General features: G+C 70.6%; 13 protein-coding genes. 6 read left to right on the forward strand and 7 right to left on the reverse strand.

All coding sequences use genetic code 11. The features are described 5' to 3' along the window. Nucleotides 1–15: 15 nt before the first annotated feature. The 3 genes from egtC to LR394_RS00335 are packed head-to-tail and all read right to left on the reverse strand — an operon-like array spanning nucleotide 16 to nucleotide 3,363. A complete protein-coding gene (gene egtC, locus LR394_RS00325; protein ID WP_231438253.1) occupies nucleotides 16–750 on the reverse strand; it encodes an ergothioneine biosynthesis protein EgtC in 735 nt (244 codons plus the stop codon). Next, on the reverse strand, nucleotides 743–2,083 hold the full coding sequence (gene egtB, locus LR394_RS00330; protein ID WP_231438254.1) for an ergothioneine biosynthesis protein EgtB: 1,341 nt from the start codon (nucleotides 2,081–2,083) through the stop codon (nucleotides 743–745). Before egtB ends, egtC begins: the two co-directional genes overlap by 8 nt. Next, nucleotides 2,077–3,363, reverse strand: coding sequence for a glutamate-cysteine ligase family protein (locus LR394_RS00335; RefSeq protein ID WP_231438255.1), 1,287 nt, complete (start codon nucleotides 3,361–3,363; stop codon nucleotides 2,077–2,079). Before LR394_RS00335 ends, egtB begins: the two co-directional genes overlap by 7 nt. A gap of 179 nt (nucleotides 3,364–3,542) precedes the next feature. On the opposite strand from LR394_RS00335, the gene LR394_RS00340 reads away from it, so the two are divergent. The 5 genes from LR394_RS00340 (at nucleotide 3,543) to LR394_RS00360 (ending at nucleotide 6,983) form a co-directional block, all read left to right on the forward strand. After that, nucleotides 3,543–4,142: a sulfite oxidase-like oxidoreductase gene (locus tag LR394_RS00340; protein ID WP_231438256.1), complete on the forward strand. Its 600-nt coding sequence runs from the start codon at nucleotides 3,543–3,545 to the stop codon at nucleotides 4,140–4,142. Between the two features lie 67 nt (nucleotides 4,143–4,209). After that, on the forward strand, nucleotides 4,210–4,941 hold the full coding sequence (locus LR394_RS00345) for an FAD-binding oxidoreductase (protein WP_231438257.1): 732 nt from the start codon (nucleotides 4,210–4,212) through the stop codon (nucleotides 4,939–4,941). A gap of 152 nt (nucleotides 4,942–5,093) precedes the next feature. Next, nucleotides 5,094–5,711 carry a CalY family protein gene (locus LR394_RS00350; protein WP_231438258.1) on the forward strand — a complete coding sequence of 206 codons (618 nt, stop codon included), beginning with the start codon at nucleotides 5,094–5,096 and terminating at the stop codon, nucleotides 5,709–5,711. A 64-nt stretch (nucleotides 5,712–5,775) separates the two neighbouring features. Next, a complete protein-coding gene (locus tag LR394_RS00355; RefSeq protein ID WP_231438259.1) occupies nucleotides 5,776–6,528 on the forward strand; it encodes a signal peptidase I in 753 nt (250 codons plus the stop codon). Then, nucleotides 6,525–6,983, forward strand: coding sequence for a hypothetical protein (locus LR394_RS00360; protein ID WP_231438260.1), 459 nt, complete (start codon nucleotides 6,525–6,527; stop codon nucleotides 6,981–6,983). Before LR394_RS00355 ends, LR394_RS00360 begins: the two co-directional genes overlap by 4 nt. A 139-nt stretch (nucleotides 6,984–7,122) precedes the next feature. On the opposite strand, the gene LR394_RS00365 is transcribed toward LR394_RS00360, so the two are convergent. The 3 genes from LR394_RS00365 to LR394_RS00375 all read right to left on the reverse strand — a co-directional run bounded on the left by LR394_RS00365 (nucleotide 7,123) and on the right by LR394_RS00375 (nucleotide 10,733). Then, entirely contained in the window at nucleotides 7,123–8,010 is an 888-nt protein-coding gene (locus LR394_RS00365; protein ID WP_231438261.1) for a response regulator transcription factor, read from the reverse strand. 78 nt (nucleotides 8,011–8,088) lie between these two features. After that, complete coding sequence (locus LR394_RS00370) at nucleotides 8,089–8,523, reverse strand: hypothetical protein (protein ID WP_231438262.1); 435 nt, start codon at nucleotides 8,521–8,523, stop codon at nucleotides 8,089–8,091. Further along, nucleotides 8,520–10,733, reverse strand: a complete 2,214-nt coding sequence (locus LR394_RS00375) for a hypothetical protein (RefSeq protein ID WP_231438263.1) — start codon at nucleotides 10,731–10,733, stop codon at nucleotides 8,520–8,522. Before LR394_RS00375 ends, LR394_RS00370 begins: the two co-directional genes overlap by 4 nt. Before the next feature lie 451 nt (nucleotides 10,734–11,184). On the opposite strand from LR394_RS00375, the gene LR394_RS00380 reads away from it, so the two are divergent. Then, nucleotides 11,185–11,814, forward strand: coding sequence for an RNA polymerase sigma factor (locus LR394_RS00380; RefSeq protein ID WP_231438264.1), 630 nt, complete (start codon nucleotides 11,185–11,187; stop codon nucleotides 11,812–11,814). A 262-nt stretch (nucleotides 11,815–12,076) separates the two neighbouring features. Here LR394_RS00380 and LR394_RS00385 read toward each other — a convergent pair whose 3' ends face one another. Further along, a complete protein-coding gene (locus tag LR394_RS00385) occupies nucleotides 12,077–14,851 on the reverse strand; it encodes an ATP-binding protein (protein WP_231438265.1) in 2,775 nt (924 codons plus the stop codon). Between the last annotated feature and the right edge of the window lie 133 nt (nucleotides 14,852–14,984).

Genomic DNA, 14,984 nt, shown 5'->3' on the forward strand with positions numbered 1-14,984 from the left:
GTGATCCTTTTCCACTCAGAGATGGTGGACGGAGACCTCGCCGCCATCCACCGTGATCAGCCGACCGTCGGGCACGTCGTGCCAGCCCGCGGCGTCGTCGTACGCTTCCGAGGCCACCACCACCCCGCCGTCGGTCTGCCGGTAGGACAGACTGGCGCCGGCGGTGCTCCCCGCGATCTGCCGGCCATCGGTGAGCAGCAGATTCACTCGCCCACCGGTGACTTCGAGGGTCCGCTGCACCACCTGGGCCACGGCCTCACCGGGCGGGCAACCGGCCTCCAGTTGCTCCAGGGTCAGGGCCCACAGCGTGGCGGCGTCGGTGGGTGCGTCCAGCCGCAGCAGCCGCACCGGATCGATCTGCTTCACCAGGCCGGCACCCGACTCGGGCCAGCCCGGCAGCGCCCCGTTGTGGCTGAACAGCCAGCGGCCGGAACGGAACGGGGCCGCGGCACCTCGGCCGGAGACCATGCCCTCGGTACCGGAGCGCACCGCCGCCAGCAGCGCGGTGGTGCGGATCACCCGGGCCAGGTCAGCGAAGGTCTCGTCGCCCCAGACCGGTCCGTCGCCGCGGTGACGAGCCGGCTCGGCCTCACCGGCCGCGTACCAGCCGAGCCCGAACCCGTCCACGTTCATGGTGCCGTGGGTCTGCCGGCGCGGTGCCCAGGCCTGCCGGGTCAGGGCGAACGGTGGATCACTGACGAGTTCGCCCACCCGGATCTCGGTTCCGACATAAGCCAGATGCCTACACATGCGCTTCTTCGCGGGTGGCCGAACGGGCGGTGCGCAGCCCGGCGAAGATCTGCCGGCGGATCGGGTAGTCCCAGTTGCGGAAGGTCGCGCGCACGGCCGAGGGATCAGACCCGAACGAGCCGCCGCGCAGCACCCGATAGTCGCTGCCGAAGAACACTTCCGAGTACTCCCGGTAGGGCCAGGCCCGGAAACCGGGGTAGCCACGGAACGTGCTCGAGGTCCATTCCCAGACATCGCCCATCAACTGATGGACGCCGTGGGCCGACCTTCCGGCCGGATAGGCGCCGGCTGCTGCGGGTTCCAGATGCTGCTGGCCGAGATTGGCGTGTTCCGAGGTGGGATCGTCGTCACCCCAGGGGAAGCGCCGCGATCGGCCGGTAGCCGGGTCGAACCGGGCGGCCTTCTCCCATTCGGCCTCGGTCGGCAACCGGCGGCCGGACCAGCGGGCGTAAGCGTCGGCCTCGTACCAGCACACGTGCACCACCGCCTGGTCCAGGCGCAGCGGCTCGGTCCGGCCGAAGACCTTGCGGAACCATTTCTCTCCGGCGCCGACCCAGAACTGCGGCGCCACCAGGCCGGCGCTCTTGACGTGTTCCCAGCCCTCCGGGTGCCACCAGCGCGGGTCCTGGTAACCACCGTCCTGGATGAACGACAGGTAGTCGGCGTTGCTCACCGGGGTGGTGTCGATGAAGAACGCGGGGACGTCCACCGCGTGCGCCGGGCGTTCGTTGTCCAGCGCCCAGGGTTCGATGTCGGTCCCCATGGTGAAGCGGCCACCCGGGATCAGAACCTCCCGAGTGGCGGGCAGTTCGGCTGCTCGCGGCGCCGGCGGGGCGGTGAGCAGAGCCTGCCCGACCCGCAGTTGATGGGTGGCCAGCATGGTCTCGTCGTGCTGCTGCTCGTGCTGCACGATCATGCCGAAGGCGAAACCCTTCTCCAGCAACGGCCGGCCGTGCAGCGGGATCCGCTCCAGCACGTCCAGCACCTTGCCCCGCACGTCGTCCACGTACCGTCGGGACGGAACCGGTTCCAGCAGAGGCAGCTTCGGCCGCTCGCTCCGGGCGTGCTGGAACGCGTCGTACAGCTGGTCCACGGTCTCCGGCAGCAACGGGTCGCGGCCGTCCACGTCGCGCAGCAGCCACAGCTCTTCCTGGTTGCCGATGTGCGCCAGATCCCAGACCAGCGGCGACATCAGCGGCGAGTGCTGGTGCAGCAGCTCGGCGTCCTCCACCTCGGTCAGCCGCTTCGTCCGCTCCCGGGCCCGGATCAGGTCGCCCGCGAGCCGCTCGCGCAGTTCGGCGCCCTCGAGCTCGGCCGGGTTGGTCCTCAGCAAGGTGCAGCCTCCTTGGCAGCGTTCGGTTCGGCAGCGCTGAGCGCCACCCGATCCAGGTACTCCCCCGCCATCCGGGCCAGTTCGGGCTGCCCGTCACGGTCCAGGGCCTCGGCGGCGACCGTGAGCACTCCACGGGCGGCGTGACAGATGCGGGCATCGGTCAGACCGGCCCGGGCCGCCAGCTCCCACTGGTCCCGCACCGGCTCACAAGCGGCCAGGGCCACGTCCCCGGCGGTTTCGTCCTCGAGCAGAGCCGACACCACCGCGGCGGCCATCCGCCACCAGGGCCCGGGCTGGGCGTCCAGGTAGCGCACCTCGAAGTGGCCACGGGCCCGGACCGGCGGGAACAGCGTGGTCAGGTGGAACTTGAGATCGTCCAGCGTGGGCGGCGTCGCGTCGGGTACCGCGGCCTGCCCGTGGCGCAGCCACTGGCGGAAGGTCAGACCGGCCGGAGCCGTCCACGGCCGCCCGGGGCGCTGCACGGCGAGCACCGGCGCGTCCAGAACCCAGCGGGCGTACGCATCCTGAAGCGATTCACCAGCGGCCGGGACCGACGGGTGACAGCGGGCCGGATCGAGCACCCGCCAGATGCCCTGGCGCACAAGCCGATACCCCCGCAGCCGCGGGTCGTCGAGCAGGTGCCGGCTGGGCCGGCCGAACGCGGCCGACGTGGCCGGGCCGATCGCGTGCAGCAGTTCCCAGCGCCGCTGCAGATCGCCCGGCCCTGCCCCGGTGCCCGCCGCCTCCACGTTGACCTGCACCGATGCACTGGAGCGCATCATGATCCGGCCGGCGCTGCCGGTGCGGTCGAAGTATTCCTCCATGGCCGCGTAGCGGGGCTCCTGCAGGAACCGGGCGGGCCGCGGGAGAGCGTCGATGCCGGTACCCACCAGGCGGACGCCGTGGCGTCGCACGACGCTGGTCAGAAGTGCGAGATCGGTTTCCACGTCGGTGATCGCGGCGCGGAGGTCCTCGGCCGGGAGGGAGCTGAGCTCGACCTGCCCACCGGGTTCTACGGTGAAGCTGGAACGGAACGGCTGAGTGCTGAGATCCTGGTGCAACCGCCGGATCTTGTCCGGTTCCAGGTGTTCTGGCGGGTCGGTGTCGCGGTGCAGCAGGAACTCCAGCTCGATCCCGATCCTGCGGGGTGGGCCGTGCTTGAAACAGGTTCGCGGAATCCAGCCTTCGGCGTCGGACTCGGTGAGTGGCTGCCCCTGGTCGGGGTGCGTCACCGGCCCGCGCCCGGGACCCGCTTCCTGGGTGAGATCTTCGACCGACACGCCGACCATAGTGCGCACCGTTGTACGCAAAGCGCTACCCGAAGTGACGGGCCAATTTCCCCGGTCCGCGCGCCGGATGCCGCTACCTGCGACGATGCTGCGGAGAGGAGAATGTGGCGCAAACAACCCGAACGGCAACACAATCGGTGAACCGCTTAAGTGTTGAAGGAGGATCTGTCATGGCGCGACTCGGCTTCGGCCGCGGGCAGCTGCGCGACGACCGGCTGCCCCCGGGGCAGTACGACACCGGCAGCAGTTTCCCGGTGCTCACCGCGGAGGTGAGCCCCAAGCTGACCGCCCAGAACTGGAGCTTCCGGGTGGACGGGCTGGTGGAGAAGGCCCGGACCTGGGACTGGCAGGCCGCGCACAAGCTGGCGGCCTCCGGCTACGAGGGCGACATCCACTGCGTCACCAGCTGGTCCAAGCTCGGCACCTCGTTCTCCGGGGCCAGCCTGGACACCTTCCTCGCCGAGGCCGGGGTGCTGCCGCAGGCCACGCACGTGGTGGCCTGGAGCCACACCGGCTACACCACCAACCTGCCGCTGGCCGAGGTCACCGGTGGGCGGGCCTGGGTGGTCTGGGAGCACGAGGGTAAGCCGCTGCCGCCCGAGCACGGCGGTCCGGCCCGGCTGCTGGTGCCCCGGCTGTACTTCTGGAAGAGCGCCAAGTGGATCGGCGGGGTCCGGCTGCTGGACCACGACGAGCCCGGGTTCTGGGAGCAGCGGGGCTACCACGAGCTCGGCGACCCCTGGCTGGAACAGCGGTACGCCGGTGACTGACGACCTGCCGGCCCTGCCTTCGCTACCTTCGCTACCCGATCTTCCTGCCTTGCCCACGCTCGGGCCGGTGACGCGCCGACCGCCGGCCTCCGGCGCGCGGCGGCTGTGGCGGGCGGCCGAGGTCACGGCGGTGCACGACGAAACGGCCACCGCGCGCACCTTCCGGATGCGGATTCTCGGCGCGGGCGCGGTGGACCGGCACGTGCCCGGCCAGCACTACGACGTGCGCCTCACCGCCCCCGACGGCTCCACGGCCCAGCGTTCGTACAGCATCGCCTCGGAGCCCACCGACGGGCGCGAGGTGGAGTTGACGGTCGAGCGGATCGAAGACGGAGAGGTCTCGCCCTACTTGCACGACGAGATCGCTGTTGGTGATCAGGTCGAGCTGCGCGGGCCGTTCGGCGGCTGGTTCATCTGGGCCGCCGATACGCCCGCGTTGCTGCTCGGCGGCGGTTCGGGCGTAGTTCCACTGATGGCCATGCGGCGTTACTGGCATTCGACGGGTGGGGCTACCCCACTCCGGGTGCTGGTTTCGGTGCGGCGTCCGGAAGATCTTTACTACCAGGGTGAATGGGGCACCGAGACCACGGTGATCCATACTCGGCAGGCACCTTCGGGTGATCCGCGGACGCCTGGCCGGCTCACCGCCGCAGATCTGGAGCCTTTGCTGGCGGCCCTGCCGGAGCCGGTGGCGTACATCTGCGGCTCGGCCGGTTTCACCGAACACGCCTCACAACTGGTGGTTTCGCTGGGCCTGCCCGCCCCGAACGTCCGGATCGAGAGGTTCGGGCCCGGCTGACCACCTCAGAAGGTGAGCCGACACCGTCCTCTGCTCGGCTCTTGAAAGAACCTTGCGGGAACCTTGCCGTCGGGGCGGTTCTGATCGGGACCGCCCCGCCGACTCGTAGAGGGACAGCGCGACATCCCCCGCCAGCAAGGAGAGCACGGCAGATGAAGCTCGGACTGACCACGATGACCGGCAAGCTCGTAGCTTCTGTCGCCGTCCTCGGCTCGGCGGCAGCCGTGGCCAGCCTCGGTACCTTCGGTACCTTCACCTCCTCGACCGACGCGGCCACCACGGTGGCCACCGGAACCGTGGCGATCGCGCTGGGCACGCCCGGTTCCGCCGCGAACCGCCTGACCATCGGTGCAAGCGGCCTGGTTCCGGGCGACACCATGCAGCGGGCGGTCGACCTCAGCAACACCGGCAACCAGAACCTGGCCAGCATCGTCCTGACCACCACGGCGACCACTTCCAGCGTGCTGAACACCGACGCCACCAACGGCCTTCAGCTGAAGATCGAGTCCTGCCCCACCGCCTGGACCGAGGGCGGCACCGCACCTGCCTACACGTACACCTGTACCGGGGCCACCACCAAGCTGAACGCCACGGGGGTGATCCAGACGAACCAGGCTCTGACCGGACTGAGCGCCCTGACCGCCAATGGAACCGATCATCTCCTGGTCACTCTGTCGCTGCCGCAGACCGCAGACAACACTTTCCAGACCAAGAGCAGCACGATCAACTTCAACTTCCTCGGAACCCAGCGAGTCGGCACGAGTAAGTAATCTCGGCCCACCTTCCGGCCGACAGTAAGGATTGACAGCTACACCGCCCGGGGAGGTCGAGGACATGGCCGTGGTCACCACCATCGCGCCGGTCCACGACCTCCCCGAAACGGTTTGCCCAACCTTCGACGAGATCGTCCAGAACACCGGGCCGGCCGCCGAAATGGGTCTGGGCCAGGCCGCGCACCCCTCGGTCACGCTGACCCCGCACCGGCTCTTCGCCGAGGCCCGCTGGGCGCAGCTGCTGGGGCGCGTTCTGTACCAGATCGGGAACATCGTCAGCACGCTGGCCTTCTCGCTGTTCCTGTTCCTGGCGGTGGGCCCGCACCTGTTCCCGTACCAGACCATGACGATGCTGACCGGAAGCATGTCGCCGACAATCGATCCGGGAGACGTCGCGGTGGACACCCAGGCCTCGATCTACGACCTGAGGCCCGGCGACATGATCACCTACCAGATCCCGATCGACGACAACCGCGTGGTCACCCACCGCATCGTCGAGGTGAGACCTGAGCCGGACGGCAGCATCACGGTGCAGACCAAGGGTGACGCCAATCCGGCGAACGACCCGTGGCAGGCCAATTTCGAGGGCGGCACGGTCTGGCGGGTGAAGACGGTGATCCCGCACATCGGGCAGGGCATCCGGTTCTTCCAGCAGCCCGGAGTGGCGCAGGTTGCCCTGTACCTGGCGCCGGCTCTGGCTGCCGCACTGGTTCTTCAGGCGATCTGGCGGCCCCGGTCGCGGCGACGCAAGGGCGTTGACCCGCACGACGAGCAGACCCGGTGCAGCCCGTTCGCCGCGGACGGCCGGCGATGAGCTTCTCGCTGCGCGGAATCCGCCGCCAGTCTGCCCTGATCACCATGGCCGCAGCCGCTTTCGTGCTGATCTCGCCGATCGAGGCGCAGGCCGCCTTCCAGAGTTCCGCCGGCGCCGCCACCACCGTGGGCACGGCAACTCTGAACCCGGTCAGCGGGGCCACGGTCTCGACGAGCAAGTGCGGCACGATCCTGACCGCGGCCTATCTCACCGTGAGCTGGACAGCCACACCCTCCACGTTCGCCACCGGATACACCGTGACACCACTGCTGAACGGGAGTGCGCTGAGCGCGATCAGTGTGCCCAGCCGGACCACGACCACCGTGGACGTGCCGGTCATCCGAGGGCTGCTCGCGACTTACCCCTACACGTTCCGGATCCAGGCCGTGGCCGGCAACTGGACCAGCACCACGGTGACCACCAGCCCGGCCTACAACTGCCCCGCCGTCGCCTGATCGCCCCGTCGTGGTTGTCGCACTGCGCGGCCGGAAGTCGCACTACGCAGCTGAAAGTTGCAGAATCCCAGGCCGAAATGAGGATATGGCGCCATCAAGCCCCGCCAAGTGCGACAAGCCCACCGCAGCCCACGAGCCGTCAGTAGGTGGTCGGCAGCCCGGTGTGCTGGCCGGCCGACTGCGCCGGATCCACCGGTGCCATCCGGTACCCGATCCCCCGCACGGTCTTGATGATCGGCACCCCGGCCCCGGCCACGTCCGCCAGCTTGCGCCGCAGGTTACCGATGTGGACCTCGACCACGTGATGGTCCGACCACTGCCCGCCCCAGACGATGTTCAGCAGGGTCTCCCGGCGCCAGACTCGGCGCGGATTGCCGCTCATCGTGGCCAGCAGGTCAAATTCGATCTTCGTGAGCGGCAACTCGGTGCCCGCATACGTGGCGATCCGGCCCTCGACGTCGATCGTGAGCCGGCCGTGCCGCAGCACCCCGGGCTCCTCCGGCGCGGTCAGCCCCCAGGGCGGCGCGTCCGGAACCGTGGCACCGCCGGGCGTAGCGTAGGCATGACGGCCCTCCGGCCCGACCACCCCGGCCGAAGAAGCCGAGGAGGCATGGCGCCCGGGGTTCAGATAGCTGCGAGGCTCGGTCTGTTCGGGGCGCGAAACCCGGCGCGGGCGGCGGAACATCGCGGCCACACGGGCCTGCACCTCACGCGGGCTGAACGGCTTGGTCACGTAGTCGTCCGCGCCGGTGGCCAGGCCGACCAGCCGGTCCGCCTCGTCCGAGCTGGCAGTGATCATGATGATGTAGGCGTCGGTCAGCTCCCGGACCCGGCGGCACACCTCGACGCCGTCGAAACCGGGCAGCACCAGGTCGAGGGTCACCAGGTCCGGGTTGTGTTCCCGGACCAGAACCACCGCATCGTTCCCCGTCGTCGCCTCGAACACCGAGAACCCGGTCGCCTCCAGCACAGCGCGCAGGATCATCCGGATCTCGGGGTCGTCGTCCACGATGACAGCAGTTCTCACCCCCTGCACCATGCAGAGGTTCTCGTTAGGGGCACCCCGCCGGTACAGCACCGATCAGCGAAAAGCCCCGAACGGACGTCACTCGGTGACAGAGCGTGAGAAGAACGAGCTGCGCACCATCTTCCGCAGCCGCAGCAGCTCCTCGGCCGGCATCGACGGGTTCATCGGCAGCGGGTCGGGCATCCAGTCCAGCAGCAGCACATGCCCTTCCTCGTGCGGCTGCGGAATCTTGCTGACCGCGCAGACCCAGGCGATCACGTCGGCCGCCAGCTGGGCGTTACCGGCGCTGATCCCGATCGCCTCACCACTGCGGTGCAGCCCGAGCACGCAGCCCCGGGTCCCGCCCGGCTGATGGTGCCCGGGCAGATGCAGGTAGGAGCGCAGCACGTCGGCCGCCTGCCCCTGGGCCCGCACCTGAGCCGCCTCCGGCCAGACCCGGGCCGCCAGGTCGGCCAGCAGATCGGCGTCGAACCGGAAGCGCCCGCCGTTGACCGCGAGCATCACCTCGATCACGGCTGCACCACCACGATGCCGGGGATCGCCAGCCGGTCCATCCGGACCTGCACCGCCTCGGCCACCCGCTGATCGTTCACCACGACCTCCACCGCCCGGAACGGATTGCCCGGATAGTTCACCACCGTGGTGAATTCCAGCAGCCGCCGGTCCAGCTCGAGGTCGGCGCGGTGCCGCACCACCTCGGGCAGGCTCTCGGACACCTGCCAGGAGGACCCGCCGGAGTACCAGAGCCCGATCACGCACAGGCCGTAGGTCAGCGAGCGCTCGGTGCTGCCGGACGACCAGATCTCCGGCCGGTTGCCCACCATCCGCTCGAACCGGCCCAGGTGCCGGACCCGCCACTGCTCGCCCACGCCCTCCGGTTCGGGCTCGAACCGCTCCAGGCCGTCCAGATGCTCGGCGAACTCCCGCTCGGCGTCCAGGCTCAACGGCGAAAGCAGCCGCCCGTCAGCCAGCTTCAGCGCCGGCAGCTCCTCATCGGTGCGACGCCTGCGCACCGGCACCACCGGCGGCAGCTCTTCCTCTTCGGCGGGCGGCGCCGCCCCGGCCCGGATCTGCCGACGCCGCCGCTCGATGAAGGTCGGCGGGTCGGACCGGAAATCTCCTACCGCAGCCCGGATCGCGGTACCGGAGGGATGAGTCTCGGCCCGGCTGGGCAGGGTTCCGGCGATCAGGCAGAACAGGTCCACCAGGGCGGCAGAAACGCTGGTCCCCCGCAGATATTCACCGATCGAGGAGCGCCCGGACGGTACCGGCCGCCGGGTCAGGAACGTGTCCCGCCCGCCGAAGGCCGACCAGTCCGCCACCCCGGCCAGGAACAGCAGCACGGCCAGAACCTGAACTACCCAGACTCCGCCGGCGAAAGCCGATTCCTGCCACCAGGTGACGAACTCGGCCACCGCCTCGCCGGGCCAGGCCGCCGCGGCCAGCGACTCACCGGCGGCCGAGACCCTGGGCAGCTGCCCGGCCCACCAGGGGCCCAGTCCAAGCGCCGCACCGAGCAGCACCAGCACCCCGGAGAAGCCGAAGAGCCGGTTACGCCACAACGACCACCGATTGTCCGGATCGGCCGCCAGCGAGATCGCCTCGGCCCGGATGTAGCGCACCATCACCCCGGCCGCCCGGCCCCGGCTGATCGCCGTCCACCGCACCGCCCCCGAACCCCGGCCACTGCGCCGGACCGCGGCGAACACCACGCCCAGATCGCGCCCGGCGAAGGCGAACACCGAGCAGATCGTGGCCACCACCCAGACCATCGCCGCCACCAGCCGCGAGGAACTGGTGCCGGCCCAGCGCGTGGCCTTACCGGCCCAGGCGTCTGCGGCCTTGACCGGGTGGAAGGGGTAGGGCACCGGATCCGGCTCCACTTCGGCCGCATTCCGCAACCGCCCCGCGTCCACCATCAACCCCAGCGCCAGCATCGCGACCAGCAGCCAGCCGAGCGCCACCCCGCCACCGGTCAGCCAGTAGCCCAACTCCAGCACGTCCGGCGCCGGATACAGCGCGTCGTCCATCAGCCGGTCCAGGTTGGCCATCGCCTGCGCACTCACCGCCAGCCACCACAGCAGGACCGGCCAGGCCAGCGCCAGAGCCAGCCAGACCACCCGCCCGGGCAGCGACAGCGCCGTCTTACCGGCGTGCCGCCGCGCCGCCACCGCGAAGCCCAGCCCGGCCGCGACCAGTCCGGTGAGCACATGCTGCCCCACCAGGCCCGGCTGCGGCCCGGCGAACAGGCTCACCGACAGCCCACCCACGCCCTCGGGCTGGATCAGCGCGGTGGTGAGCTGGAATCCGGCCCCGACCACCACCCCGGCCAGCAGCCAGTCGGTGAACGACAGCCGCCGGGCCCGCGAGGGCAGCGCCAGGGGGATCAGCGCCAGCGGCACCAGCAGCAGCGACTGCTGGAACATCGCGGTCAGCACCGTGGCCTCGGGCAGCGTGGCCACCCCGGTCACCCGGTCCGGGTCGAGCGCCACCGCCAGGCCCCAGGCCCCCACCGCCACCAGCAGCGCCCAGGGCACCGACAGCAGCAGCAGACCGACCACCGAGGACCAGGACAGCGTCTTGGTCCGGGCCGCGACGAACCAGAACAGCACCAAGTACGCGGTCAGCAGGACCGCGGCCGAACTCTGCCGCAACTCCCAGAAGACCAGCCCGCAGGTGATCAGCAACAGCGGCAGCGCGACCCACCCCAGAACCGCACGCACCGTGTCCGCCCGCCGCCGTTCCAGCGTCCCGGTTCGGGGCGGATGCGGTGTGCGGGGCTTGCGGGACGAGCTGCGCGGCGGTCTGACGACTCTTACCGGGCGCGCGTCAGTAGTGACCGGAGCCGCCGGGACCCCCGCCAAAACCCCAGGTGGACGACGCATGTTGCCCATGGCGCGATAACGCTCCTCTTCCGAACGGCCCACCGTTTCGATGCTGGTGTCACCCGGTGGAAGCACGATTCTGGCGTATCGGTCTGGGCCGTGGCCATTGCGTCACTCAGCGCAGTCGCAGAAGTACCGTCCCAGGGGGTACCCCGAGTTCCTTGATCGCCACCCTGGGGTGGGCCCGGGGATCGCCGCGTCAACCCTGGGGTCCGACCCTGATCCGCCCCGCTCCCGGCGTCTCTAACTTTTGAGGTGTTCTTCCACGAACTACCGGAGGCAAGTAGCCATGACCGTTCTCGACGTGATCGAAGAGACCGACCGGACGCCGCGCAATCGGCCGGCCGACGCGGACATCAGCGTCGCTGACCTGGTTCTGGCTGCCCGCCGCGGTGACCGCCGCGCCTACGAACTGCTGGTGGAACGCCACCAGCGTCAGGTGTGGGCCGCCGTCCGGGGCTTCCGGCTCAGTGAGGCCGACGCCGGCGACGCGGTGCAGATGACCTGGCTGCGCCTGGTCGAGAACCTGCACCGGCTGAACGACCCGGAGCGGGTGGGGGCCTGGCTGACCACCACCGCCAAGCGAGAGTGCCTGCGGCTGATCCGCCGCCGCGGCCGCGAGGTCGGTACCCCCGACGAGTTCTTCGCGGCGGTGCCGGACGAGTCCAACCCCACACCGGAGAAGCAGGTCACCGACGACGCCATGGACCAGGTGCTGTGGGGCTTCGTCGACGAACTGCCCACTCGCGGCGCCCACCTGCTGCGCGCGGTCACCGGCTCGGACCGGCCCGCCTACGCCGAGATCTCGAAGCAGACCGGGATGGCGGTCGGCAGCATCGGCCCGACCCGCGGTCGTTACCTGACCCGGCTGCGCAAGCGGATCGAGGAGTCCGGCCTGGACGCCTACGCGTGGCGCTGAGGTACTTCGCAGAATTCACAGAGCAGCTGCTGGGGTGGGCAGCGCCTAGGTGCGGTCGGTCTGGAGGGTCCGGCCTGCACCAGCTGGGGGAAAGAGGGGCGGCGACGAGGATCAGGGGCCTCGTTGCCGCCCCTCGCTTTTGTGTTTGTCTTCAAACCCAATGAAAGACTGGGGGCACCTCCCGGCCCTCCAGGGCTGGGGGATTGTGGGCGCCGACAGCGCTCGGCTCACCACCGTCCTTTGGTTGGGTTTCAGGGCCCCTCTAGCTGGGCGCCTCGGCCAGTACCGACAGATCGTTGCGCGAGCGCAGACCGGTCTTGCGATAGACGTTGCTGAGGTGGTACTCGATCGTCTTCTGGCTCAGGAACAGCTGCGCGGCCGCCTCGGAGTTGCTCGCACCGCGCGCCACCACCAGCGCCACCTGAAGCTCCTGCGGAGTCAGATCGGCGGCCGGGCCGGTACCCCGGTCCAGCGTCTCGCCGGTGGCCTTGAGCTCGTTACGGGCCCGCTGGGCCCAGCTCGGCGCATCCAGTTGCTCGAAGATCTCCAGCGCCCGCCGCAGATGGGTACGTGACTCGGCGCGCTGGCGGCCCCGGCGCAACCGTTCCCCGAAATACAGCAGGGTGCGCGCCCGCTCGAACGGCATCGGCAGCCGGTCGTGGGCGTCCAGCGCCTGACCGAACGCCGCCGCGATCGCGCTCTTTCCGGTGGCCAGCAGACCCCGGCAGCGCCAAGTACGAGCGATCAGCAGGTCCGAGCGCACCCCCTCGGGTGCCTCGTCCACCGCGATCTCCTCCAGCAGCCGCTGCGCGTCCTCCCCCCGCCCGGCCCGGGCGTAGGCCTCGACCAGGTCGAACGCCCACGGCACGATGCTCTGGTCGCGGGTGTGGATCGCCACCGGCAGCTGGCCGGTCTGCTCCAGCCGGGCGATCGCCTCGTCCAGGTCTCCTTCGCCGAGCGCCAGCAGCCCCTGGGTGTGGGTGGTCTGCAGCTTCAGCCCGGGCGCCTCGAACCGGGTGGTGACCTCGTCGATCACCTCGATCAGGCGCAGCGCCTCGGCGGCCCGGCCGCGCACGGCGTGGTTACGGGCCCTGAAGTACAGGCCGTACACGTTGGGCTGGCGGGTCTCCTTGGCCAGCTCCACGCTCTCGTCGGCGTAGGCCTGGGCCTGCCGCCAGCGCCCGGTCCGGAAGGCCAGCTCGGCGCCGACGGTGAGGCACTGCGGCAGGATGCCCAGCGCCCCGTTGGCCCGGGCCTCGCTGATCACCGCGTCCAGCAGCTTCTCGGCGACCGGGTAGTCCTCCAGCCACATCGCGATGAAGGCGGCGTGCGCGAACTCCTGGGCCCGCGGCATCGGCGGGAACTCCAGCAGCACCGGCACCACCTCGGTGAGCAGCTGCTGCCCCTGGGCCCGGTGCCCGTTGATCACCAGGCCACCGCTGTAGGCCACCTGGGCCACCGGCCGGGCCACCCCCTCGGTGCCCTCGCTGAGCTCGAAGGCGCGCCGGGTGGCGGCCAGCAGCTCGACCGGCTCGCCGCGCATGAAGTGGGCGATCGCGGCGTCGGCGTACATCAGCGAGGCCCGCGCCGCGTCCACCTGCTCGACCTCGTCGGCGCCGTCGATCATCTCGGCCAGCGCATCCTTGGGCAGTTCCCGCCACATCCGCACGTACCCGCGCATGTGCCGGATCAGGCCGCGCAGCTTGGGATCGTCGGACAGCTCCAGCGCCTCGTCCAGCAGCGGGATCATCTTCCCGGTGCGCCCGGCCACCTGCCAGCAGCGGGCCGCACGCAGCAGCAGAGCCGGCCGGGCCTGCGCCGAGCCGAACCGTGCAGCCTGCTCGAAAGCCCTTGCTGCCTCCAGGTTCCCGCCGCGGAAGCGGGCCCGGGTGCCGGCCTCGGCCAGAAGTTCGCTGACCCGGTCGTCGGGCGGCAGCACGGCCTGGGCCAGGTGCCAGGCCCGGGCATCGGCGGCGGCCTCGCCGGGCACCTGGGCCAGCGCCTCGGCCAGGGCGGAGTGCGCCGCCGTGCGCTCGTGCAGGGTGGAGGCGGAGTTGAGCACCGAGCGCATCAGCGGGTGCCGGAAGTCCACCTGCTCGTCATCGGCCAGCAGCAGCCCGGCGTCCTCGGCGGGCGCGAAATCGGCCAGTTCCAGGCCGATCACCCCGGCCGCGCGGCGCACCACGTCGGTCTGCCCGCCCCCGGCCGCGGCGACCAGAAGCATCGCCCGGCGGGTGCGCTCGGGCATCTCCACCAGCCGCCCGGCCAGCGCCTGGGTGAGCCGGGAGGCCTGGCTGGGCACCAGCGGGGCGCCGGCGGCGCGCCGGCCCAGGGCGCTGCACAGTTCCTGGATGCCCAGCGGGTTGCCGGCGGTGTCCGAGTAGATCTGCTCGAACTGCTCGGCCGAGACCGCGGGGGTGAGCGAGCGGCACAACTCGCGCGAGTCGTCCGGCCCCAGGCCCTGGATCTCCAGCTGCTTCAGCCCGGCGTACTGCCGGTCCAGCCCGGCCGCCCGGTCCGGCTCGGTGCGGATCGCGATCAGCAGGCCGATCCCGTCGTTGGCCAGGCGCCGGGCGGCGAACAGCACGGCCTCGCGGGAGGAGACGTCCAGCCACTGCAGGTCGTCGATCACCACCAGTACCGGGGTGTCGGCGGCCGCAGCAGCCAGCACCCCGACCGTGGCGGCGCACACCGAGAACCGGTCGCCGGCCACCGGCGGGCCCAGCGACAGGGCGCTCTGCAAAGCGGCGGCCTGCGGCGGGGGCAGTTGCGGCAGCAGCGACAGCACCGGGCCGATCAGGTCGGCCAGACCGGCGAAGGGAATTTCAGACTCGGATTCGAAACCGCGCACCGAGAGGACACGCAGCGGCCCGGCACCGTCGGCCGCCGAGCCGGCCTGCGCAGTTGCGTAGGCCAGGAGGGTGCTCTTGCCGATGCCGGCTTCCCCGTGGATCACGAGGCTGCCCCCGCGGCCTTCGCGCACGCCAGAGAGCAGTTCGTCGATCACCACTCGTTCGGCGATCCGTCCGAATACCATTCGTCGAGTCTATGTGAGGGTTCAAGATGGTTTAGCACGATCTGAACCCTGGGTGTGCCTCATCGCGCAGATGCGAATACCCAGGGTCCAACCCTGAAGCGGAGCGTTGGGCTACCGCCTAGCGTCGGGGGGT

Source organism: Kineosporia babensis, assembly GCF_021129305.1.
In the GTDB taxonomy this organism is placed as follows: domain Bacteria; phylum Actinomycetota; class Actinomycetes; order Actinomycetales; family Kineosporiaceae; genus Kineosporia; species Kineosporia babensis.